This window comes from Pseudoalteromonas sp. bablab_jr010 (genome assembly GCF_016464105.1).
GTDB classification, from domain to species: Bacteria; Pseudomonadota; Gammaproteobacteria; order Enterobacterales; family Alteromonadaceae; genus Pseudoalteromonas; species Pseudoalteromonas simplex.
Genome location: NZ_JACDWV010000198.1, coordinates 1 through 23062 on the forward strand (window position 1 = coordinate 1; position 23062 = coordinate 23062).

Annotated in this window: 20 protein-coding genes; 16 read left to right on the forward strand and 4 right to left on the reverse strand. The window is 41.4% G+C overall.

The features are described from left to right. Positions 1-158: 158 nt before the first annotated feature. Both JIG37_RS19480 and JIG37_RS19485 read right to left on the reverse strand, forming a co-directional pair. The gene (locus JIG37_RS19480) at positions 159-911 is read right to left on the reverse strand and encodes a DUF3307 domain-containing protein (RefSeq protein ID WP_138601678.1); all 753 of its coding nucleotides are present in this window, start codon (positions 909-911) and stop codon (positions 159-161) included. Further along, complete coding sequence (locus tag JIG37_RS19485; protein WP_171041557.1) at positions 908-1522, reverse strand: hypothetical protein; 615 nt, start codon at positions 1520-1522, stop codon at positions 908-910. Before JIG37_RS19485 ends, JIG37_RS19480 begins: the two co-directional genes overlap by 4 nt. A 155-nt stretch (positions 1523-1677) precedes the next feature. Here JIG37_RS19485 and JIG37_RS19490 point away from each other — a divergent pair, with 155 nt between their 5' ends. The 11 genes from JIG37_RS19490 (at position 1678) to JIG37_RS19540 (ending at position 12222) form a co-directional block, all read left to right on the forward strand. Then, positions 1678-2172, forward strand: coding sequence for an NYN domain-containing protein (locus JIG37_RS19490; RefSeq protein WP_138601674.1), 495 nt, complete (start codon positions 1678-1680; stop codon positions 2170-2172). Positions 2173-2541: 369 nt separating this feature from the next. Next, a complete protein-coding gene (locus JIG37_RS19495) occupies positions 2542-3456 on the forward strand; it encodes a BadF/BadG/BcrA/BcrD ATPase family protein (protein ID WP_138601672.1) in 915 nt (304 codons plus the stop codon). Further along, a complete protein-coding gene (gene nagA / locus JIG37_RS19500; protein WP_138601670.1) occupies positions 3456-4568 on the forward strand; it encodes an N-acetylglucosamine-6-phosphate deacetylase in 1113 nt (370 codons plus the stop codon). The genes JIG37_RS19495 and nagA overlap by 1 nt, the downstream gene beginning before the upstream one ends. Before the next feature lie 63 nt (positions 4569-4631). After that, positions 4632-5762 (forward strand): DUF5009 domain-containing protein, encoded by a 1131-nt coding sequence (locus JIG37_RS19505; protein WP_166339410.1) that lies wholly within the window; start codon positions 4632-4634, stop codon positions 5760-5762. A gap of 210 nt (positions 5763-5972) precedes the next feature. Further along, on the forward strand, positions 5973-6767 hold the full coding sequence (nagB, locus tag JIG37_RS19510) for a glucosamine-6-phosphate deaminase (protein WP_063705946.1): 795 nt from the start codon (positions 5973-5975) through the stop codon (positions 6765-6767). Positions 6768-6881: 114 nt separating this feature from the next. Next, positions 6882-7799 carry an NAD(+) diphosphatase gene (gene nudC, locus JIG37_RS19515; RefSeq protein ID WP_138601666.1) on the forward strand — a complete coding sequence of 306 codons (918 nt, stop codon included), beginning with the start codon at positions 6882-6884 and terminating at the stop codon, positions 7797-7799. Positions 7800-7818: 19 nt separating this feature from the next. Further along, positions 7819-8997 carry a cystathionine beta-lyase gene (locus JIG37_RS19520; RefSeq protein WP_054551570.1) on the forward strand — a complete coding sequence of 393 codons (1179 nt, stop codon included), beginning with the start codon at positions 7819-7821 and terminating at the stop codon, positions 8995-8997. 115 nt (positions 8998-9112) lie between these two features. After that, on the forward strand, positions 9113-9931 hold the full coding sequence (locus JIG37_RS19525; protein WP_199530112.1) for an ABC transporter permease subunit: 819 nt from the start codon (positions 9113-9115) through the stop codon (positions 9929-9931). Continuing rightward, positions 9928-10836 carry an ABC transporter ATP-binding protein gene (locus JIG37_RS19530; RefSeq protein WP_054551568.1) on the forward strand — a complete coding sequence of 303 codons (909 nt, stop codon included), beginning with the start codon at positions 9928-9930 and terminating at the stop codon, positions 10834-10836. Before JIG37_RS19525 ends, JIG37_RS19530 begins: the two co-directional genes overlap by 4 nt. Before the next feature lie 2 nt (positions 10837-10838). Continuing rightward, the gene (locus JIG37_RS19535) at positions 10839-11213 is read left to right on the forward strand and encodes a PH domain-containing protein (protein ID WP_054551567.1); all 375 of its coding nucleotides are present in this window, start codon (positions 10839-10841) and stop codon (positions 11211-11213) included. 220 nt (positions 11214-11433) lie between these two features. After that, on the forward strand, positions 11434-12222 hold the full coding sequence (locus tag JIG37_RS19540; protein ID WP_054551566.1) for a putative porin: 789 nt from the start codon (positions 11434-11436) through the stop codon (positions 12220-12222). A gap of 57 nt (positions 12223-12279) precedes the next feature. Here the strand turns inward: JIG37_RS19540 and JIG37_RS19545 are convergent, their stop codons facing one another. Next, positions 12280-14130, reverse strand: coding sequence for a M2 family metallopeptidase (locus JIG37_RS19545; protein WP_138601662.1), 1851 nt, complete (start codon positions 14128-14130; stop codon positions 12280-12282). 168 nt (positions 14131-14298) lie between these two features. Here JIG37_RS19545 and JIG37_RS19550 point away from each other — a divergent pair, with 168 nt between their 5' ends. Further along, positions 14299-16578, forward strand: coding sequence for an acyl-CoA dehydrogenase (locus JIG37_RS19550; RefSeq protein ID WP_138601660.1), 2280 nt, complete (start codon positions 14299-14301; stop codon positions 16576-16578). Between the two features lie 58 nt (positions 16579-16636). On the opposite strand, the gene JIG37_RS19555 is transcribed toward JIG37_RS19550, so the two are convergent. Beyond that, positions 16637-19009, reverse strand: coding sequence for an EAL domain-containing protein (locus JIG37_RS19555; protein WP_166339406.1), 2373 nt, complete (start codon positions 19007-19009; stop codon positions 16637-16639). Positions 19010-19200: 191 nt separating this feature from the next. On the opposite strand from JIG37_RS19555, the gene pyrC reads away from it, so the two are divergent. The 4 genes from pyrC (at position 19201) to JIG37_RS19575 (ending at position 23057) form a co-directional block, all read left to right on the forward strand. After that, positions 19201-20247 (forward strand): dihydroorotase, encoded by a 1047-nt coding sequence (gene pyrC / locus JIG37_RS19560; RefSeq protein ID WP_199530113.1) that lies wholly within the window; start codon positions 19201-19203, stop codon positions 20245-20247. Positions 20248-20587: 340 nt separating this feature from the next. Further along, complete coding sequence (locus JIG37_RS19565; RefSeq protein WP_036967526.1) at positions 20588-20797, forward strand: cold-shock protein; 210 nt, start codon at positions 20588-20590, stop codon at positions 20795-20797. Between the two features lie 408 nt (positions 20798-21205). Beyond that, positions 21206-21820: a response regulator transcription factor gene (locus JIG37_RS19570; protein ID WP_082389172.1), complete on the forward strand. Its 615-nt coding sequence runs from the start codon at positions 21206-21208 to the stop codon at positions 21818-21820. Between the two features lie 466 nt (positions 21821-22286). Then, positions 22287-23057 carry a DUF3450 domain-containing protein gene (locus JIG37_RS19575; RefSeq protein ID WP_054551560.1) on the forward strand — a complete coding sequence of 257 codons (771 nt, stop codon included), beginning with the start codon at positions 22287-22289 and terminating at the stop codon, positions 23055-23057. Positions 23058-23062: the final 5 nt, after the last annotated feature.

The window sequence follows — 23062 nt, forward strand, 5'->3', positions numbered from 1 at the left end:
AATTACTGACAACTCTTAGGTTGTTTATCTTACCCGATAGGCTACCAGACAGGCATTATCCAAGGGTGGTAAGAAGGAAACCTAATAAATATCCCTATAAAAGAAAATGCCAGTCAGCTCTTAACTGACTGGCATTACGCAATTGCGCGTTTTTTGTTTTAAATGAGTTTAATGCAATATAAGGTGGTGACACCAATAAAGAGTGTCACGGTGACACTTAACAAAGTGCCCAGCATGACATACTCAGTAAGTTGTTTTTCGCTACTTTCTTTTAAATCACCGAATCGAAAGATAGATTTGGCCGCCAGTAGAAAGCCCACGCCGCCGTATTCACCTAACAAGATAAAGCTCAACATTAACACTCGCTCGAGCAAGCCAATAAAATGCCCCGCGGCAGGAATGCTGCCTTCATTGTTTATCTGAATATTGATTTTCTCTAGCATCATGCGAATAAACACAGAGCTTGGGTTAAGCACCAATAAATAAGCTGCAATAACAAACAAAGTATCGAGGGCAATCAGCTTTTGCCACGCTAAGCTATAAAATTCATTCTTATCACTAAGCCAAACGCTTAGCATTACAATCACAACAAGATGCGCCAACTGGTCGAGTAAAAACGGCACTACGCCTTTATTTGAATATGACTTTGCCAAGTCAATGACATAGTGGCTTAGCATAATTGCAACCGTTGCTAACAATACACGAGAGAACTCTTGCCAGCCGTAAGTGTATTCCCATAGTGTGAGCACAGCTAAAGAGGTCACGCCGTGTGTTAATACGTGCAAATAGAGTTTACTGGCACGAAAGTGACGGTTGTTTCTGTCGTGTACCCAGCTCATTGGCTGCCAATAAAAGTCTGCAAGTAAGTGGCCCAATACTAATGCGGTGAGTAATAGAGCAAAACTGGTCATAACAATCCTTTGAGTGTGGTTTGGCTGTAATTTATAAAGCGCTCGATAAGTTGATAATGCGCCAGGTTGAGTAACTTAGTGACATTCTCTCGGCTCGTATTAAGCTCTTTGGCAAGCTCTGCATGGCTGTTGTTCTCGGCGGTTAAGTAATAAAACAGGGCATTAGCCTGCTTTTGACTCATTTTTTCAAGCAGGACTTCAATAAGCGCAATATTAAGCGCAAAGCCTTCTTCAAGGGTGTTATTTTCAATATTTAACACTAAGCGTTGCTGGCTCATGTTATCTAAACCACGGCCTGATAAGGTATAAGCACTGCCTGTGGCTGTTTTAATATCGGCGCGGGGGTTATCGAGTGAGCCAATGGCCAAGCTTTGTCGCAGCTCGTAATTGGCTGCTTTCATTTGCAAATACAACAAGATGGCTGCATGACATACCAGTTCTGGCTCCGTTAGCTGTATTTGGAATGCATCGCCACGGTAAATGGTAAAGCTTGCATTAAAGCGCTTAGCAACAAAGCGCAAGCTTTGATCAAGCTGATAAAGCATGGCGTCGTATTCTTGCTGTGGAATTTTTTGTGATTTAATTAAATCACCGCTGATCACCGCAATCATTATGATCCCTTAGATTAAGTAACTTAATTTAGTTACATCGCGATAAGTAACCAAATTTGGTTACTTTGTTTTATGTAACCAATTTAGGTTACTTTTTCGTAAATATCAACCTAGATATGCTACAGTGAACACAAATCACTAAATACAGAAAAGTTATGTCAGCAGTTGATAAGCCAAAAGTCGGTATCTTTGTAGATGTACAAAACATTTATTACACCTGTAGAGAAAGCTACAAGAAAAATTTTGACTACAATGCCTTTTGGGCACAAATGAGCGAACGCTACCAAATTGATTGCGCCATTGCGTATGCAATATATCGGGGCGATGAAAAGCAATCGCAGTTTCAAAATATTCTGCGCGCAATTGGTTTTGAGGTAAAACTGAAACCTTTTATTCAGCGCAAAGATGGCAGTGCAAAAGGGGATTGGGATGTTGGCATTACCATTGATATGCTAGAGCATGCCAAGCAGCTCGATAAATTGGTATTGCTTTCGGGTGATGGTGATTTTGCCTTATTACTTGGTCACTTAGCGAATAAGTATCAGCTACCGTGTGATGTCTATGGAGCAGAGCATCTCACCGCAGATATTTTAAAGCAAGCCGCCGCTGAATTTCATTGTATTGATGATTCACTGCTGTTATCAAGGTAAAAAAATATTCCTATAAAAATAAAATGTTTAACTAAAGTATTATTTCAGCTAAGCTAACATTAACTACACTTGATGATAAATAAAGGAATAGGCGCGTACAACGCACTAAATTATGCAAAAAAGCATAAATAAAGGTGTAATAGGACATTGTGATGTGGTTTCTAATTTTCTTGTCTGTTAAATAAAGCGTTTTAATTCAATTAATTAAAAATAAATATGAAAGTTATACGAATTTTTATAAAAAATATAATGACAACGCTGTCATTTGTTGTGTAACATTAAATCAACAAAGGTTGAGATGATTTCGCATTCTGATAAGCAAAATAATGCGATTTAGACAAAAACTAAACGAAGGCTAGGGGTCGTTAAATGATGGCGAAGAGTGTGAATGAGGACCAATTGTTTATTGGTATTGATGGTGGCGGAACGAAATGTCGAGCAACTATCTACTCTGTTAAACAAGGTGTATTAGGAACTGGCCTAGGTGGTCCTGCAAATCCATTACATGGTTTGGAACGTACTCTCGAATCAATTATGGTCTCAACACAATTAGCACTTCGTGATGCGGGTTTACCGCTTGAAACCGTTCATCAGCTTTATGCCGGCTTAGGTTTAGCAGGTGTAAACCTGCCAAGTTTGTACGACAAGATTATGGAATGGGAGCATCCATTCAAACAAATGTTCCTCACCACCGACTTACATACAGCCTGTATCGGTGCACACGAAGGGAGTGATGGTGCGGTGATCATCACAGGCACTGGCTCATGTGGTTTCTCATGTGTAAATGGTCGCACAACTAACTTTGGTGGTCATGGCTTTGCCTTAGGTGATAAAGGCAGCGGCGCCTGGATGGGTCTTGAAGCAATAAAAGCGACATTACTAGACCTTGATGGCCTAGGCGAAGCAACAAATCTGACTAACGTGATCACAGAGCATTTTGCAGCTGACAATGCAATGGCGATTGTTGAGCAAATGTCAGGCCAGCCTTCGAGTAGTTTTGCTAAATTAGCCCGCTATGTATTTGAAGCAGCTAATAACAACGACAAAGTTGCGGTTTCGATTGTGAAAGAAGGGGCTGATTACGTTAGTAAATTAGCGCAGCGCTTATTAGAGAATAACCCGCCACGTTTATCTATGATTGGCGGTTTAGCTGAGCCATTAAATAAATGGCTTGCAGAAGATATTGCGAAACGCGTTGAATCTCCTATTCAACCACCGGAAATGGGCGCTGTGTATTTTGCTCAGCAATCTGTGCTTGAACAAAACCAAGAGGTAAGTTTGTAATGACGATTTATCATGCAAGTTCATTGTTTACCGGGGACGAATTTTTATCTGATGTATATTTTAGCGTCGATAATGGTGTATTTAACCGTGTTGAAGCAGATGCTAATGCCGTTGCATTAACGGGGTTAGTGGCCCCCGGTTTTATTGATGTGCAAGTGAATGGCGGTGGCGGGGCGTTTTTTAACGCTGAACAAACGCCAGATTGCTTAGATAGAATAGCCAAAGCACACGGTCAGTTTGGTTCAACAGCGATTATGCCAACGCTGATCACTGACCAAGTCGAAGTCATGGCAAAAGCGGCCGATGCAACTGCACAAGCAATTGCTGAAGGTGTTCCGGGCGTAATGGGTGTGCACTTCGAAGGACCGCACCTTTCATTGCCGAAAAAAGGCACCCACAGCGAGCAATTTATTCGCCCTATTACAGAGCAAGAATTTGCAATTTATGCCCGCCAAGACTTAGGCATTAAAATGGTTACCTTAGCACCTGAGAATGTCAGTGCTGATGATATCGCGCGCTTGGTTGAGTGTGGTGTAAAAGTATCAATTGGCCACACCAATGCAGACTTTGCGACCACAAATGCAGCACTTGCTGCAGGGGCAGATGGTTTTACCCACTTATTTAATGCTATGTCAGCATTTACATCGCGAGAGCCTGGTGTTGTGGGTGCTGCACTTTGGGATGATAACAGCTGGTGCGGTTTAATTGTTGATGGTCACCATGTACACCCATCATCAGCTAAATTAGCAATTCGCAGCAAACAGCGCGGAAAAATTATGTTAGTCACAGATGCAATGCCACCTGTGGGGACTGATGATATGGAGTTTGATTTCTTTGATGGCCGTAAAGTTATTCGTACTGGCGATAGATTAAATTCAACGACCGGTGAATTAGCAGGCAGCGTACTTGATATGGCAAGTGCGGTGCGCAACACAGTGAACACATTGGATGTTAGCCTTGCTGAGAGCTTACGTATGGCATCACTTTATCCTGCACAATATTTAGGTTTACATAAAAAAGGTCGCTTACTGAGCGGGTTTGACGCTGACTTTGTGGTGTTAGACGCACAGCAAAATGTACAAGCCACCTTTATTGCTGGAAAAGCGCTATAACAAGCTTCCCTGGTAAAAACCCCGCCGTTGTATCGCGGGGCTTTTTCTATTTAAGGTAATACAATGACAACAACACAACCAACAAGAAAACGTTTGGCATCGCTGGATGCACTGCGCGGCATGGATATGTTTTGGATATTAGGCGGACAGTCACTATTCGCAGCGCTCTTCGTTTTAACTGGCTGGACTGGCTGGAAAGTTTTTGAAGCACACACAGTGCACAGCGTTTGGCATGGCTTCACATTTTACGATTTGATTTTCCCATTGTTTATATTCTTATCGGGTGTTGCGATGGGGTTAGCCCCGAAACGCATTGACCATTTACCATTTGATGAGCGCAAAGTGTATTACCGTAAGGCGGGTAAACGTCTTTTACTATTGTGTTTATTAGGTATTTTGTATAACCACGGCTGGGGCACAGGGATGCCGATGGCGTTAGATGAAATTCGCTATGCCAGTGTGCTTGGACGCATCGCTATTGCGTGGTTCTTCTGTGCAATGTTGGTTTGGCATACTGGTTTACGAACACAAATTATTACCGCTGCGGCTATTTTAGTGGGTTATTGGTTACTACTTTGTTTTGTTCCAGTGCCGGGTGGCAGTGCTGGTGACCTTTCAGCAGCAGGGAGTTGGAATGCATGGTTTGATGCACACTTACTGCCGGGGATTAGTTATCAAAACCGTGTAGTAGACCCAGAAGGTGTGTTGTCGAATATCCCTGCGATAGTTAATGCATTAATGGGCGTGTTTGCAGGTCAATTAGTGGCACGTGCTCAGCAAATTGGCGAGTGGAAAATGACCGCCTTATTGTTCGCCGCAGGTGTGGTAAGTGTATGCTTAGGCTGGTTATGGGATTTACAGTTCCCAGTAAATAAAGAACTTTGGACCAGCTCATTTGTGCTTGTAACCGTTGGCTGGAGTGCCATATTGCTCGCCGTATTTTATGCACTGGTTGATATTTTACCGGGGCAACGCGCTGCGTATCCATTTGTGATCATAGGTGCAAACTCGATTATTATTTATTTAGCGTCAAGTCTAGTGAATTGGGGTTATGTAAGCCAAAGCGTATTTGGTGGGGTGGTTCGAGCTGTGCCAGCGGCATGGCAACCCCTGATGGCGGTGATTGCGTTATTAGCAGTACAAATGCTGGTATTGCATTGGATGTATCGCCGTAAGATCTTTGTTAGTGTTTGATAATTATTAAACACTAACAGAAAGAGTAATTTTTTATTCACTTTTACTTTACAAAGATAAAACTAGAAGTGATAATGACAGCGTTGTCATAATGGTTGTAGCTACTGCATCGTATCCTGGCAGTGGTTTGATCTAAAACCCAGCTCGATTGCACGTGGGGTTGGGTTTTAGGTCCCATTTTTTTCCAACTTATAATTAGAGCTAATCGATATGCAAATAGTGATTCTTGATGATGCAGCCCAAGTTGCAGCGTATGGTGCCAACATCTTTGCTAAACAATTACTAAAAAAACCAGCCTCGGTACTCGGTCTTGCCACAGGTTCAACACCTGTTGCTTTGTACCAACAACTGATCGAAAAAAATAAAGCTGGCGATATTTCGTTTAGCCAAGCGACAACATTTAACTTAGACGAATACTTAGGTTTAACTGGCGAGCATCCTCAAAGTTACCGTTACTTTATGAATGAGCAGCTGTTTAACCATGTTGATATCGACAAACAAAACACCCATGTACCGCCGGGTGATGCAGTAAATCCGCTTGTTGCTTGTACTGAATATGAGCAAAAAATCACAGCGGCTGGTGGTGTTGACGTACAACTACTTGGTATTGGCCGTAATGGTCACATCGGTTTTAACGAACCTTCATCAGGTTTGACATCACGCACCCGTGTAAAAACACTGACGAAAGCGACGATTGAAGACAATGCACGATTTTTTGCAGAAGGCGAATATCAACCGCATTTATCAATCACTATGGGCATTGGCACTATTTTAGAAGCCAAAAAAGTTGTGCTTTTAGCAACGGGTGCAAGTAAAGCGGATGCCGTTCATGCCATGGTAGAAGGCCCGTTAATGGCTAAATGCCCAGCTTCAGCACTGCAACTTCATAAAGATGCGGTGATCATCATTGATAAAGCTGCCGCGAGTAAATTAGAAGATTTAGAGTTCTATCAGCATATTGAAGCTGAGAACCAAAAACTACAAGCGCATTTAGCGACCTTGTAAAATTGTGAGAGAGAATAAAAAAGCCCAGTTTGGGCTTTTTTTATGCCTGTAATAAATTGGGTTTATTATCCGCTTATGGTAGTTTTAGCGAGTAAACTATTTTCAAGGAACGCCATGCTGAATTACTCTCAAATGCCATTGGATCGTGCATCAAATCGCCGTAAAGATCCAAAGTGGTTAAAGGCTCAAATGAATTCTCAGAGTCGCTGGTTATTGGTCAATAACAATCAAAGTTTATTTGTTAAAGACAGTCCTGAAGTGTGTTATTTACGCTTATCTCAAGTGGATCATCTCGATTTATCAAAAGGCATTTTATTGGGTTTAGACGACGATGATGTGGCGCATTTTGCTTTAGATGTCAGCCATGTTCCAGACTCACTCATTGAGCCTATGCTTAATGGCGCTGAATTTGTTGATATTCGCAAGTTAGGCCCACAAGTTGAACTAAAACAAGGCTCGATTGCCGCACTGGCAAGGGGCTTGTGTTTTTGGCACGCAACGCACCGTTTTTGTGGTCGTTGTGGTCATGAAAATAACATGGTTGAAGCAGGGCATTCACGTTTATGTGAGAACCAAACTTGCCAGCATCAAACTTTTCCGCGAACTGATCCTGCGGTGATTATGATCGTGACTAAAACCTTTTCAGATGGAGTTGAGCGCTGCTTACTAGGCCGTCAAGCAAGCTGGCCTGACGGTGTTTTTTCAACTCTTGCTGGTTTTGTTGACCCAGGTGAAACACTAGAGCAGGCCGTTGCCCGCGAAGTCATGGAAGAAGCCGGTGTTGCGGTGACAGATATTCAATATATCGCGTCACAGCCTTGGCCATTTCCATCATCAATCATGTTTGGCTTTATGGCCACAGCGGTTTCAGAAGATATTCAGGTAGATAAAGACGAGTTAGACGATGCAAGATGGTTTAGCCGTGCTGAACTTAATGAATTTGGCCAATGGCATGAGCAGGGCAGCCACCTTAAACTAACCCGACAAGATTCTATTTCTCGATTTTTGGTTGAGCACTGGCGCAACCTGTAAAGCACAGCTTGGACAAATTATGACAAAGACAAATAAAAATACCCAAATCGTCTCTGCAGGGCGTAAAAAAGCATATACACAAGGGGTTGTGAACCCTGTGGTGCAACGTGCATCAACAGTGGTATTCGATTCAGTGGCTGATTTAAAAGCAGCGGCGAAGAAACGAGGCGACAAAACGTTATTTTATGGCCGTCGCGGTACGACGACACATTTTGCTCTGCAAGAAGCGATTGCTGAACTTGAAGGCGGCGAAGGCTGTGCGCTCTATCCATCAGGTGCGGCTGCAATAAGCAATGCGCTGCTATCGTTTGTAAAAACAGGCGATCATATTTTAATGGTGGATACCGCTTACGAGCCAACCCGTGATTTTTGCGACAAAATACTGGCTGGATTAGGTATTGAAACAACCTATTACCCACCGGGAATTGGCGCAGGAATTAGTGAGCTTATTAAAGATAACACTCGCGTATTGTTTTTAGAATCACCAGGCTCAATCACTATGGAAGTACAAGATGTGCCAGCCATGGTTGCTAAGGCTAATGAGCGCGGTGTAATGACCATGCTAGATAACACCTGGGGTAATGGTCTGCATTTTAGACCGCTTGAGCATGGCGTAGATATTAGTATTCAAGCAGCGACAAAATACATTGTTGGTCACTCTGATGTGATGATGGGTGTGGCGGTCGCTAATAAAAAGTATTGGCCAACCCTTCGAGAAAATTCATACCTACTAGGGCAATGCACCTCTGCGGATGATGCTTATTTAGCGCTGCGTGGTCTGCGTACTATGGCTGTGCGTTTAAAACAGCATGAACAAGCCGCCATCGAAGTAGCTAAATGGCTTGAAACACACCCATTGGTTGATCATATTCGCCATCCTGCTTTTGCAACGTGCCCGGGTCATGAGTTCTTTAAGCGAGATTTTGATGGCAGTAACGGCTTATTTTCATTTGTAATGAAGCAGGGTAATCAACAAGCAATTGATGCGTTCTTAGATAGCCTGCACCATTTTAAAATGGGCTTTTCTTGGGGCGGCTATGAGAGCTTGGTCACGGCAAACCTGAGCATGAAAGGGCTTCGTTCTGAAACAGGTTGGTCACAAGGCCCGGTAATAAGGCTACACATTGGTCTCGAAGATGTGGCTGATTTACTTGCCGATCTTGACCAAGCGCTTGCAGTGTACGAAAGCCACCTCTAGGTTAAAAGTTTATACTTTGTTACATAAGACCCGCTTGTCGGGTCTTTTTTTTCTGGTAATTCAAGCTGTTTCAACTTAGTGTAATTCTAATAATAAAATTCATTAAGGATTATGAGTGACGCAGTTACATCCTAAACGTCTTGCACAAATTGCCCAATTTGAGCTGGTACGACTATTTCTGACCAAACGTGGTTTGTTGGCGGTTGCCGCTTTTGCCATTTGTTGGCTACTTATTTTACGCTATCCCATTGCCCAATCTGTGACCTTGATTAGCTCACCTGATTTTGCCGACTTTGCAAGGCAAGCATTTGGCGCCATTGGTATCAGTAAATTACTTGATTGGCCTGAATCTGAACTTGCCGTTTATTGGCTGGTTGCCTTATTTAGTTTCCCAAGCTTTTGTTTGTTTTTATGTAGTGACCAAACAGTGGGCGACAGACAGCGAGGTACGTTACGCTTTTTATCGCTAAGAGCGACTCGTTCAGAAATTATTATTGGCCGCTTTTTGGGACAGCTACTCATCTTAGCGGCATTGTTGTTTGTTACCTTGATGGCAACGGTTGCAATGCTTGGCTATCGTGAGCCAAGTTTACTGCTTTCTGGCTTATCGCGAAGCTTTATGTTGTTATTTTATTTGCTTGTTGCAGTTATGCCATTTATTGCCTTGATGAGCTTTTTAAATACATTTGCCCGTTCATCGCGTCTTGCGTTTGTTTTGGCTATTTTGTTTTTTGCTGGCGGTAATATTGTGATTGGCTTACTAACATGGCAATGGCCTGCGTTTGAGGTTTTAAATTACATATTTCCGGGCTATCAACTTGATTTAATGGCAGGTCAACGTGCAGGTGTGACACTGGCTCTTGGTTTACCACTTTTACAAACGGCAGTGCTACTGGTTGCTGGTGAACGAATTTTTGCAAGGAGCTCATTATGACCGTTTTAATTCAAGCACAAGGCTTGTCAAAAAACTACGGGGCTAAGCGAGCGCTCGATAACGTTAGCTTTGAGATAAACAAAGGGGCACCGGTAGCGCTAGTTGGTCCTAATGGTGCAGGTAAAACAACGTTATTCAGTTTGTTATGTGGCTATATTTTACCTAGCTCAGGAAAGCTATCGGTAATGGGGTATACCCCAGGCAGTGCGGCGTTATTTGGTAAGCTAACCGCGTTACCGCAAGATGCCCAGCTTGATCCTCGTTTTAGTATTGCGCATCAACTTAACTTTTATGGCCAATTACAAGGGCTCAGTGGTGCGGTTCGTAAAAAAGAAACGGCTCGCGTCTTAGAGTTGGTTGGTTTATCAGAAGTGGCTAAGCAACGACCAGATGATCTTTCTCATGGTATGCGTAAGCGAGTGACGATTGCACAGGCATTAATTGGCTCACCTGAAATAGTGATGCTTGATGAAGCAACTGCAGGCCTTGATCCAATTCATGCTCGTGAGGTAAGGGAGCTGGTAAGTTCTTTAAGTAACGAAGCAACATTTATTTTAAGCTCCCATGACTTAACTGAGCTTGAGCGTTTATGCTCACAAGTTTTACACCTCGATAAAGGGGTGTTAAGTGAGCATCAAGCCCGTTCTAGCACGCAAGATAATAAACACTTTATTACGCTGCAGTTAAATCAACACTATGATGATGTAGAAGCAAAGCTTGCTGGCCTTGCCCATGTACATCATGTTTATATGAGCCAAGCAAAAGAATATGTGATCGAGTTTGAGAAAACCGCTGAGCCTTTTGACATCAATCTTCTACAATTTTGTTATCAGCAAGGTTGGCAGTATCGTCAACTGGTAAATGGTCACACACTCGAAAATCAAATTTTTCATAAGGAGAGCTAGTTATGGGTCTATTAAGTGGATTAATGGGTAATGCAAGTGAAGTCGATAACGACGACTTAGAAGAGCTGCTTGCTAATACATTGATTGATGGTGAAACAGTTCAAAAAGCCTATAAAGTTATTCGTGATATGTTCATCTTTACTAATAAAAGATTAATTATCATAGATAAACAAGGTGTTACCGGTTCTAAAGTTGAAATGCTGAGTATTGCTTACTCAAAAATTACTAAGTTTAGTAAAGAAAGTGCCGGGCATTTTGACCTAGATGCTGAACTGAAAATTTGGGTTGGTTCAGATCCAACGCCAATCAGTAAAGACTTTAAAGCAGGAGATAACATTAATGAGGTTTATAGAATTATAAGTCAATTTGCTTTATAAAGTACTGACAAATCTTGTTTTTTTATTAAAAGTTGGCTAAAAGATGAAAGTTTTGGCCAACTTTTTCTTTACATTTACCGACACTTTATTACAATTAATCAAGTAAAAACAAACGCTTAGTTAAGTTTCCATTCAGTTTTCTGACGTTAGCATGTGCCCAACTTAGCCATCAGGCTAGTTTTCAACAGCAATGAAACAATGTTAATAGGGAAATCTGTTTATGAAAAAGTTAGCAGTTATTATTTCGAGTATGCTTCTGTCAACTGCCGCGACTGCTGCGGATAGTTACCAATCAATTAGCCATTTAGGATACAAGGACACCGATGGCAACGACACTGTAAGTGTTGATTCAACTTATTACTTCGCACCAAAGAAAACGATGGGTCCATACGACCAGTTTGAATACATCAACAGAACAACTAACGTGTTTGGTTCGTACGCAGATGATGACTTTGGTGATGTGACTAACATCGGCGGTGAGTACTTCGTACAAGATTTTGTAATCGGTGCGGGTTACAGCAATTACGATTACGGTTCAGACACTGATTTATTCAATGTGTCTGCGGGTTACTTCTTTAACCCTAACCTTCTTCTAAAAGCGACTTTCACTGACGTTGAAGATGGTGATAACTATGTAATGTTCGACCTTAAGTACAATCATCAAATTAACAGCACTGATTACTTAGGTTTCACGTTCACTGCAGACGACGAGTTTGATTATCGTGCGGTTAGCGCTAAATACTTTATGGATCTTCAACAAGGTAATTACCTAACGATTGAAGGTACAATTGCTGATACTGATGATAGTGGTAGCTCTTGGGAACTAGGTTCTAACTACTACTTCTCTAAAGCAACATCAGTATTTGTAACGTTTAATAAAGAAGATGACTACAGCTTTGGTGCTCAGCACTTCTTTAATAAAAACGTTGGCTTAAAAGCTGGTTATGCAAACAACTGGGATGACTCAGACTACGATGCATACTTTGCAAACCTAAGCTTACAGTTTTAATCATTAATTTGATGATATAAAAAAGCCCGCATTATGCGGGCTTTTTCGTTTTTATCATTACCAACCGCACTGGCGGCCTTCATTTTGCTCATCAAGGTATTTTTGTAACGGTGCAAAGTAATCTAAGATTGCTGTTGCATCCATTTCTTCTTTACCAGTGATTGTCGCAAGTGCTTCTTGCCATGGGCGGCTTGAGCCCATTTCTAACATAGCATTTAGTTTTTCACCAGCCTCAGCAGAGTTGTATACAGAACAACGGTGAATCGCTTCTTCGTTACCGGCAATTTCACATAAACTTCTGTGGAAGTCGAATTGTAAAATGTGCGCTAAGAAATAACGTGTGTAAGGCGTGTTGCCTGGTACGTGATACTTAGCACCTGGATCGAAGTCTGCTTCGCTACGTGCGATAGGCGCTTGTACACCTTGGTATTTTTCACGTAATTCCCACCACGCTTTGTTGTAGTTCTCTGGCGTTACTTCACCTGAGAAAACTTTCCAGCGCCATTGGTCTACTAATAAACCAAATGGGATAAATGCTACTTTGTCTAATGCCATTTTCATTAACAGGCCGATATCTTTAGATTCATCAGGCACGTCGTCTAATAAACCAATTTCTTTTAAATAACCTGGCGTTACAGAAAGTGCAATGGTGTCACCAATCGCTTCGTGGAAACCATCGTTCGCACTTTCTTGATAATAAATAGGCTGTGTGTTGTAGGCGCGTTGGTAGAAGTTATGCCCTAGTTCATGGTGAATAACAGAGAATTCTTCACCTGTGCGTTGAATACACATCTTAATACGTAGGTCGTCTTTGCTATCAATATTCCATGCAGATGCATGACATTGTACGTCACGGTCTTGCGGTTTAGTGAATAGCGAGCGCTCATAGAAGGTATCAGGCAGTGGTGCAAAGCCCATTGAGGTGAAGAACTTCTCAGCACCACGTACCATTTTAAGTTCGTCGTAATCGTGTTCAGCTAATAGTTCTGTTACATCATAACCAGGATCGGCATTTTCTGGTGCAACAACGTCGTAAATGTTACCCCATGTTTGGGCCCACATATTACCTAGAAGGTGAGCTGGGATAGGTTGATCTTGCGGGACTTTATCTTCGCCATATTTTTCACCTAGCTTGGCACGAACATGACAATGTAATGAATCATATAGCGGTTTAACTTGGCCCCAAATGCGGTCGAGTTCTTTTGCAAAATCATCGGCTGGCATGTCGTATTTACTACGCCACATAGCACCTGTATCTGCATAACCTAGCTCTTTTGCACCTTCATTGGTGAGTGCAACTTGTTGCTCATAAAGCGGGCGCATAGATTTTGAAACTTGTCGCCAGCCTTGCCATAAATCAAGCAATTCATTGTAATCACGGCTCGTTGCCATTTTAGCAGTCATCTCGCCAAGGCTTAAACAGCTACCATCTTCTTTACAGTATTTACCTTTACCATAAATACCCCCTAGCTCAGCCACTAATTGTGAGAGCTTAGCTGTTTTTTCAGCATCTTGTGGTGCAGGTAAGGTAAGTGCGAGTTTAAGTTTATCGAGTTTACGACGTGCATCGTAATCAAGCTCTAAACTATCGAACTTTGCGGCTTCATTAGCAAGACGAACCACAGCTTCTGTCATTTTGCGATTTACTTCGGCAGATAGTTCAGCAGTATCATGGGTGATGAAGTTGGCATAAATCCACTCAGCACGGCTTGCTTCTAAATAAAGCGCGCTTAATTCTTTTTCAGTATCGGCGATAAATTTAGCGGCATCTTGTGCGGTTACTTGGCTTGTTTTGACTTCAGCAGTCGTTGTTTTAGTGCTCGCAGCGTCATCATTACAGCCTGTAAGTGCAAGTGCACTGGCGACCATAAGCGCGCTGATGCTGAGCTTAAATGGAGTCTTTTTCATAACGTTCCCTAGAAGTTTATTGTTATTTATTGCTCATGCATAATAGCAGTGTCTTAGTAAACAACAAACTGCCTAGTTGAAAACAAGCTAAGTAAGCGCTGCTTACGTTGTATTTATGGCACGATCAGTCATACTTGAACCAGTTAAATAAAATAAAAGGATTGCACAATGACGACCGTAATCATTCTGTTACTAGTTGCTGTGATTGTAATTTTTGCTGTGAAAGACATTCGCATCAATCTTGTCACACGACCTACGTTTAGACTATTTAAAAAAGTTTTGCCGCCGTTATCGCAAACAGAACGTGAAGCTATGGAAGCGGGTGATGTTTGGTGGGACGGTGAGTTATTCAGTGGTAACCCTGATTGGCAAAAGCTGCATCGTTTTCCTAAACCTGAACTCAGCGAAAAAGAGCGCGCATTTATGGGTGAGCAAGTCGAAACTTTGCTAGCCATGCTTGATGATTATCAAATCGTGCAAAAAGATAAAGACCTACCAAAAGAAGTGTGGGACTACCTAAAAAAAGAAGGATTTTTTGCACTAATCATTCCTGAAGAATTTGGTGGCCGAGAGTTTTCAGCCATTGCTAATTCAACCATTGTATCGAAAATTGCCACTAAGAGCTTAACCGCTGCGGTCACCGTTATGGTCCCCAATAGCTTAGGTCCTGGCGAATTGCTTCTTCATTACGGTACCAAAGAGCAACAAGAGCGTTGGTTGCCAAGCCTAGCTAAGGGCGATGATGTGCCTTGTTTTGCATTAACGGGCCCTGAGGCTGGGTCTGATGCAGGCAGTATTCCTGATACTGGGGTGGTTTGTAAGGGCATGCATAACGGTGAAGAAGTGATTGGCTTAAAACTTAACTGGTCAAAACGTTATATCACCCTTGCGCCAATCGCCACAGTACTGGGTCTTGCATTTAAAATGTACGATCCTGAAGGTTTATTGGGTGATAAAAAAGAGCTTGGTATCACGTGTGCACTTATTCCGACAGATCACGAAGGTGTGCAAACAGGTGAGCGTCATTACCCGTTAAACATGGCATTTATGAATGGCACAACGTACGGTAAAGATGTGTTTATTCCGCTTGATTGGATCATCGGTGGCGAAAAGGGCGCAGGTAGAGGTTGGCGCATGTTAGTTGAATGTTTAAGTGCGGGCCGCGGTATTTCGTTACCGGCACTTAGTACGGCAACAGGTCACTTGGCTTCAAGAATGACATCAGCCTATGCAACCGTTCGCCAACAATTTGGTGTGTCGATTGGCCAATTTGAAGGTGTTCAAGAAGCACTCGCTCGCATTGGTGGTTTAACTTACACCTTAGAATCAGCGAGGCTAATGACCGCAGGGGCGATTGATTTAAAACTAAGTCCATCTGTGGTTACCGCTATAGCTAAGTACCATATGACTGAAATGGGCCGTACAGTTATGAACGACGCGATGGACATTCATTCAGGTAAAGGTATTCAAGTCGGGCCGAATAACTATTTAGCCCATGGCTATATGGGGATCCCGGTATCGATTACCGTTGAAGGTGCAAATATTCTGACTCGTAACTTGATGATATTTGGTCAAGGTGCCACTCGTTGTCATCCATTTGTTTTAAAAGAAATGGAAGCAGCAGCAATGGAAGACCAAGATGTTGCTTTAAAAGAATTTGACTCATTACTGCTGCAACATATTTTATTTGCTGGCAGTAATGCTGGTATGGCATTTGTGCACGGTTTAACGCGCAGTTACTTCGCTAAAGCTCCTGTGTGTGGCGCAACCACTGTTTACTACAAACAGTTGAGCCGCATGAGTCGTGGTTTAGCATTTTGTACTGATGTTGCGATGCTAGTATTAGGTGGTGAGTTAAAGCGCAAAGAGATGATTTCGGCGCGTCTAGGTGATGTGCTTAGCCACTTATATCTTGCTTCATGTGTATTGAAACGCTACGAAGATGAAGGACGCCAGCAAGCTGACCTACCATTTGTGCAATATGCCGTTGAGCATTCGTTATTCTGCATTGGTCAAGCATTCGATGGCTTCTTTAAAAACTTCTCTAACCCAGTGGTTAATTTTTTACTAAAACGTATTGTGTTCCCTCTGGGTAATCATTACCACCGTCCAAGCGATGAGTTAGCACAAACAATGTGTGAGCACATGAGCAAACCAGGGGTCTTTAGAGACAGATTAACCCATCTTTGTTATGTTGATGAAAATGCAGGCACGGGTGTCATGGAAAATGCCTTTTTAGCCATGATTGACACCCATGAAGACTTTAAGCAGCTTCGTAAATGGCAAAAAGAAGGCACTATTGCCAAAAACCTTGAACTTGAGGGTGCAATTGCCGCAGCGGCAGAGAAAAACTTGATAAACGAAACCGTTGCAGAGCGTATGAATCAAGCCAATGAGCTACGTAAACAAGCGATAGCCGTTGATAATTTCGCCCCCGGAGAGCTGTAACTTCTTGCCAAGTTGAAATAAATAAAGCCTTGCATTTGCAAGGCTTTTTTATACTAGCTTATACCAATCCGTGAGTGATGACTTTTTCTGCTTCGCTGGCTGGCATTGGTTTCGCTTTTAAGAAGCCTTGACCAAACTTACATTGCGTTTGTTTTAAGATTGCCAATTGTTTTTCTGTTTCAATCCCTTCCGCAACAACATCGAGTTTTAACGACTGTGCTAACGATAATATGGCATCCACCAAGGGGTTGTGTGCTTTATTTAAATGATCGATAAAGCTTTTATCGATTTTTAAAATATGGATAGGTAATTGGTGTAAATAACCAAGCGCTGAGTAGCCAGTACCAAAATCATCTAAGCACAGTTTAACTTCAAGAGGCTCAAGGCCCTTAATGATTTTTGTTGCTAGCTCTAAATTACCAATTAGCCCAGATTCAGTGATTTCTAAGCACAGCGAGCCTAAAGGGAGTTTGTATTTAGAGTACAAAGCATGGATTTGCGCGACGAAGTCGAGACTTGCAAAATGACGTGATGACACATTCACGGTAATTCGGCCAAACGCTTTACCTTTACTTGCCCACAGTGCTATTTGCTTTGCCGCGAGTTCAAGCAAGTGTAAATCTAAGTTAATAATTTGGCCTGTGTCTTCTGCAACGGGTATAAAATCATTTGGCGAAACAAAGCCTTTACTTGGGTGATGCCAGCGCACAAGCGCCTCAAAGCCGACAACCTGTGCATCTTGAATAGCAAAAATTGGCTGGTAGTAAAGTTCAAAGTCGTCATGTTCAATACCATGCTGTAAATCATTTTCTATATCCGCATGGTTTTTAAGCTTTTTACGCATGGTATTGTTAAAAAACTTAACTTTACCGCGGCCTGATGACTTCGCCTCGTACATTGCAGCATCAGCATGCTGTAGTAGCTTATAAGCTTGATCGCGACTACTTTCACAAAACGCAACACCAATACTTGTGGATGCCTGAAGTAAGTGGCCATCAATATCAAGAGGCTCAGCGAGAACCTGTTGAATTCGTTCAAGGGCATCTTTAATTTGTTGTTTATCGGTGATGTTCTCCATAAAAATGGCAAACTCATCGCCCCCTAAGCGGGCAAAGGTATCGGTATTGCGGATGGTACCTAAGATTAACTCACAGATTTTTACCAAAAAGTGGTCACCAACCTCATGACCTAATGAATCATTGATACTTTTAAAACGGTCAAAGTCTAGATAGAGCAGGGCATGTTGGTGGCGCTTATCTGCTCTTGCCAAACGAAGGATCGCATGTTTAATACGCTCTATTAATAACGAGCGGTTAGCAAGGCCGGTTAATTCGTCGTGAAGAGCTCGGTGCTCAAGCTCTTGTCTTGATAATTGGCGGTCTATCGCCATGCTAATTTGGCGGCTCACATACGTGAGTAAGGCACGGTCATGTTCGTCATAGTGATAGCTTTTACTGTAACTTTGTACGGCGATAACACCACTAATACGCTCATTTACTTTAAATGGCACCCCTAGCCAAGACTCGGCCTGACGACCAACCATTTTAAAATGACCCGCATCAATGTGTTGTTGAAATTCTTCTTTCGTAAAAAGTAAAGATTGGTCGATGTTTAATAAATAATAAGATGCGGTGTCTTTTAGTTGTTCTTTCGATATTTTCTTATGGGCGTTAGAACGCACGCCTTCTTCGATAATATAAACTAAATCAAGCACATCGAGTTGCTTGTCATACAGGCCAATAAAGAAGTTATCAGCCCTCAGTAAAGAGGTAATAATGCCGTGTAAAGATTCAAAGAAGCTATCTAGCTCGCTTGATTGATAGGTTAAGTTAGCGATTTGCAGCATCGAGCGTTCTAGCTTTTGTGCATCATTTAACTGCATCACAGTTTGCTGTAAGTCTTCTACGGTGCGAACTTGATTTATCTTGGCACTGAGTAAGTGGGCGACAGTTGATAAAATCTCTAAATGCGTATCATTATAGTAATGTTTTTGCGGGTGCTCACAGTCAATGACACCCAGTACTTTTTCTTTGTAAACTAATGGTACGCAAAGCTCAGAAAGAGCAGGGCGAGAATCGGCAATATAACGCGGGTCTTGACTGACATCGCCAATCATTAAGGGTTTGCCAGTGCTTGCGACATAACCCGTAATACCTTGATCAAAGCTAATTTCTGTTCGGTCGATATGGTAAGTATCATGGCTACTTGCCGTGCCAATAGACGCCATTTCTTTTAGGGTACGTGTTTTATCGTCTGCTAGGTAAATGACACACTCTATAAAGCCCAGGCGGCTCACTACCTCTGATGTAACATATTCGAGTAACTCTTCAACTGTATCTAACTGCATTAGAGATGATGAGAACTGATTAATAATATGTAATTGGTCTGTTTTGACTTCAAGTGCAAAAGCCGTGTCTAAACTCTTAGGCATAGAATAAAAGGTAACCAAAATGTTGTATTAATTTATTACGTTAACCTACTATCAAACTATCCACAAAGTTATTTTCAAAAAAAACGTATACTGGTGTAAACTAGGCACCTGAAAATGAACTTGGGTAAATAAGCGAGGTTATTTGCTCAATGTTTATGCTATCCCCCTAACTTTAGCCGTGGAAACAAGCAATGTCAGATTTAAATTCGATGCAAACTCTAACAATTACACGCCCAGATGATTGGCACATTCATTTACGTGATGGTGAGCAACTCGTTGATACCGTTCGTGATGCAAGCCGTTACATGGGGCGAGCAATCATCATGCCTAACCTTGTTCCACCGGCAACTTGTACAGACACTGCATTATCTTACTATGAGCGAATTAAAGCTGCGGGCCCACAAGGTAACTTCGAACCATTAATGGTGCTTTACCTAACAGATAAAACTACGCCAGAAGAAATTAAAAAAGCTAAGGCAACAGGTAAAATTGTTGCTGCTAAACTGTACCCAGCTGGCGCGACGACCAACTCAGATTCTGGTGTGACATCAGTTAAGAATATTTACCCTGTACTTGAGGCAATGCAAGAAGTAGGGATGTTACTGTTAGTACATGGTGAAGTAACCGATTCATCAATTGATATTTTTGACCGTGAGAAGGTCTTCTTAGATACAATTTTAGCGGATGTAGTAAATGACTTTCCGAGTCTTAAAATTGTGCTTGAGCACATCACGACAAAAGATGCGGTAGAGTTTGTTAATAATGCACCAGAGAATGTTGCTGCAACCATTACTGCTCATCACCTTCTTTATAACCGTAATCATATGCTAGCAGGTGGTATTCGCCCGCATTATTACTGCTTACCTATTCTAAAGCGTAACATTCACCAACAAGCGTTAATTGGTGCTGCAACAAGCAGCAGCAAAAAGTTCTTCTTAGGTACTGACTCTGCACCACATTACAAAGACAAAAAAGAAGCGGCCTGTGGTTGTGCTGGTGCATATACTGCACATGCAGCTATTGAGCTTTATGCTGAAGCGTTTGAAGAAGCGGGTGCTTTAGACAAGCTTGAAGGTTTCGCGAGTCACTTCGGTCCTGACTTTTACGGTATGCCTCGAAACCAAGATACCATTACACTAGTAAAAGAGAGCTGGACAGTACCAGCTAGCTATAAACTAGGCGATTCAGAAGTGGTGCCAATCAAAGCAGAAGCACAAATGGACTGGCAAGTTAAGTAAGTTTTAGCAAGGTCTAAATCGAGAATAAAAAGCCCATCTATTTGATGGGCTTTTTTCATTTATAATTAATTGTTTATAAATAGTACTGTCATATATTTTTGTTTGAGCGGTTGACCTTAAAATTATTTTCGATTAATAGAGCTAAAAGCTATTTAATGTGTTAGTCTTAAATTGCTTTGAGTTTTTGCGTATTGAATTTACGGATAATGTGCGGCTGTACGGTTACCGGTTTGGTTATTGGTTCTTCCTGTACTTTACCCCAAGTTTATTGGGCATTCACTCAGGGAGGATAGAGCCATTATGGCTGAATTTTAATAATTGACTTACAGGAAAATTTGGTATGTCAAACACGGTTACTGGTAAAGTTAAGTTCTTCAACGAAGCTAAAGGTTTCGGTTTCATTGAACAAGAAAATGGCCCTGATGTATTCGTACACTTCAGCGCTATCACAGGTACAGGCTTCCGCACTCTAAGCGAAGGCCAGCAAGTATCTTTCGGCATCAAACAAGGTCAAAAAGGCCCTGAAGCTGAGAACGTAGAAGTAGCATAATTTATTATGTGAACCTAAGCATTTTGGTGAAACAGTTTCTGTTTCACCAAAATTCATTTACTCCCCAAATATCATACAGTTGTACCTAAACCTATTTAAACCTAAAGTATTGTGTTAGCCTTTTTTAATAGGTAATTCTTCTAGAACTTTCTCAACTATTCCTTTAAAGCTACTCTCGGTATCTAAAGTACTATATGCTCTTAGACTTAGTTAATTAAACATGACATTGATCGTTGTGTAAGTGAAAAATTTGATCTAACGAGAAAATTTAGTACTCATTTTCAGAGATTGTAGATTTTTTTACCAACATCTGAATTTCCCGCTAAACTTAGTGATATATAAGACAGCGGTAATTTAAATGAGCAATAAAATACTCGTTTGATAGATATAATGAAGGTTTGCTAATTGATGAGCATAGGAAATAATATACTTTTGGTAGACGATCACCCGATGGTGGCAACAGCAATTAAAATGGTTTTATCCAAATCGACCTTAGTTAACGAAGTTCAAGCTGTTGGAAGTCAAAAAGAAGCACTACAATTTTTAAAAGCTAATAATGTAGCGTTAGCTATATTAGATATTGAGTTAGAAGACTCAGATGGTTTTAGCTTATACAAGCGGGCTGTTAGTGCAGGGTTTACTGGCAAAGTGTTATTCTTATCAGCTAAGCAAGATAAGCATATTATACGCACTGCAGCAAAGTTGGGAGCGCAAGGCTTCGTTAACAAAGCAGAGAGCCTTGAAGATATTTCTTCTGCAGTTGAAATGATCTTGCGTGGTTACACCTTTTTTCCTCAAGAGCATTTAATTGCTTCTGAAAAAGACATTGACGAGTTACTCACTGAGCGTGAACTCGCCGTAATGAATTACCTATTGCAAGGGCTATCGAATAAAGACATTGGTGAAAAACTTTTCATCAGTAACAAGACCGTCAGTACTTACAAAACAAAGATATTTGAAAAGCTTGAGGTTGATTCAGTTATCTCATTAGCTAAGCTAGTAAAAGACCGCGCCGTGTTCTAATGGCGGCAGTTATAAGTCAAGATTAAATCCCGTTTAATGTTTAGTAAGCAGTTTGCTTGCTTATTAAACATTCCCTGCCTGTAAATGCATAAAAATTCTTCTAATTAGATTTTTTAGATGAAAAAACTGAATTTTTTTTTCATTTTTCTTTACCGCTTTTTGATTTCAATAAATGTTACATTTATGTTTAAGTTTGAACGGAATATGAATGTGATGATTGTTACTAAAGGGCTATAGAAGCCTTACAGATGTGTGGCTGTTATATTTTTGTTAATTCGTTGTTTTGGTTATTTTCATATCAACGACGAGTCACCAAATTTTTCCGATGAAAGCCGAACATCAAGTTGACAGACTCAGATGCATTTAGCATTATTGGAGGGTTGATATCTATTAAAAGATATCAGGGTTGTCCTCTTCGGAGGGTAATTAAATTATAAAAGTAACATTACTTAATTGGTTGGGAACTATGTCTGTTAAAATCAGAAAGAGTCTTGTAGCATCAGCGTTGGTTGGCGCTTTTGCATTTGCAAGCAGCAATGTGATTGCAGATCCTTTGAAAGATGTGCAAGATGCAGGTCAACAAATTCAAAAGGCTGCTGTTAAGTCTCAAACTAAAATTGACAATGTATATGGTCAAACTCAAGAGCTAATCGCTGAGTACCGTAGCGTTGTTGACGAAACTGAGCTAATGAAGGTTTACAACGATCACGTAGCACGTTTGGTCGCTGACCAAAACGCTTCAATCGAATCGTTTGACCGTCAAATCGCAACTATCGATAACACGAAACAAAACGTTGTGCCTTTGATGTATCGCATGATCGATACGCTTGAGCAATTCATCAAAGCGGACGTTCCGTTCAATCTTGAAAACCGTCTAGCACGTGTTGAAAGACTTCGTGACATCATGGCGTCAGCTTCAGTTACTACATCTGAAAAATTCCGCCAAGTTCTTGAAGCTTACACTGTTGAAACTGCATACAGCTCAGCTGTAACTGCTTCTCAAGGTACTCTTGAGATCGATGGTAAGAGCATCAACGTTGACTTCGGTCGTTTAGGTCGTATCACTTACGTAGCTCAGTCTTTTGACCTTAAGCACGCGTGGGTGTGGGATAACAACACTAAACAGTGGAAAGAATTAGGTGAAGAATACCTAAAACCTGTTAAAGAAGTTATCCGTATGGCGCGTAAACAAGCGACATTAGAACTTGTTAAACTACCAATTTTTGGCGCGGAGTAATCAAT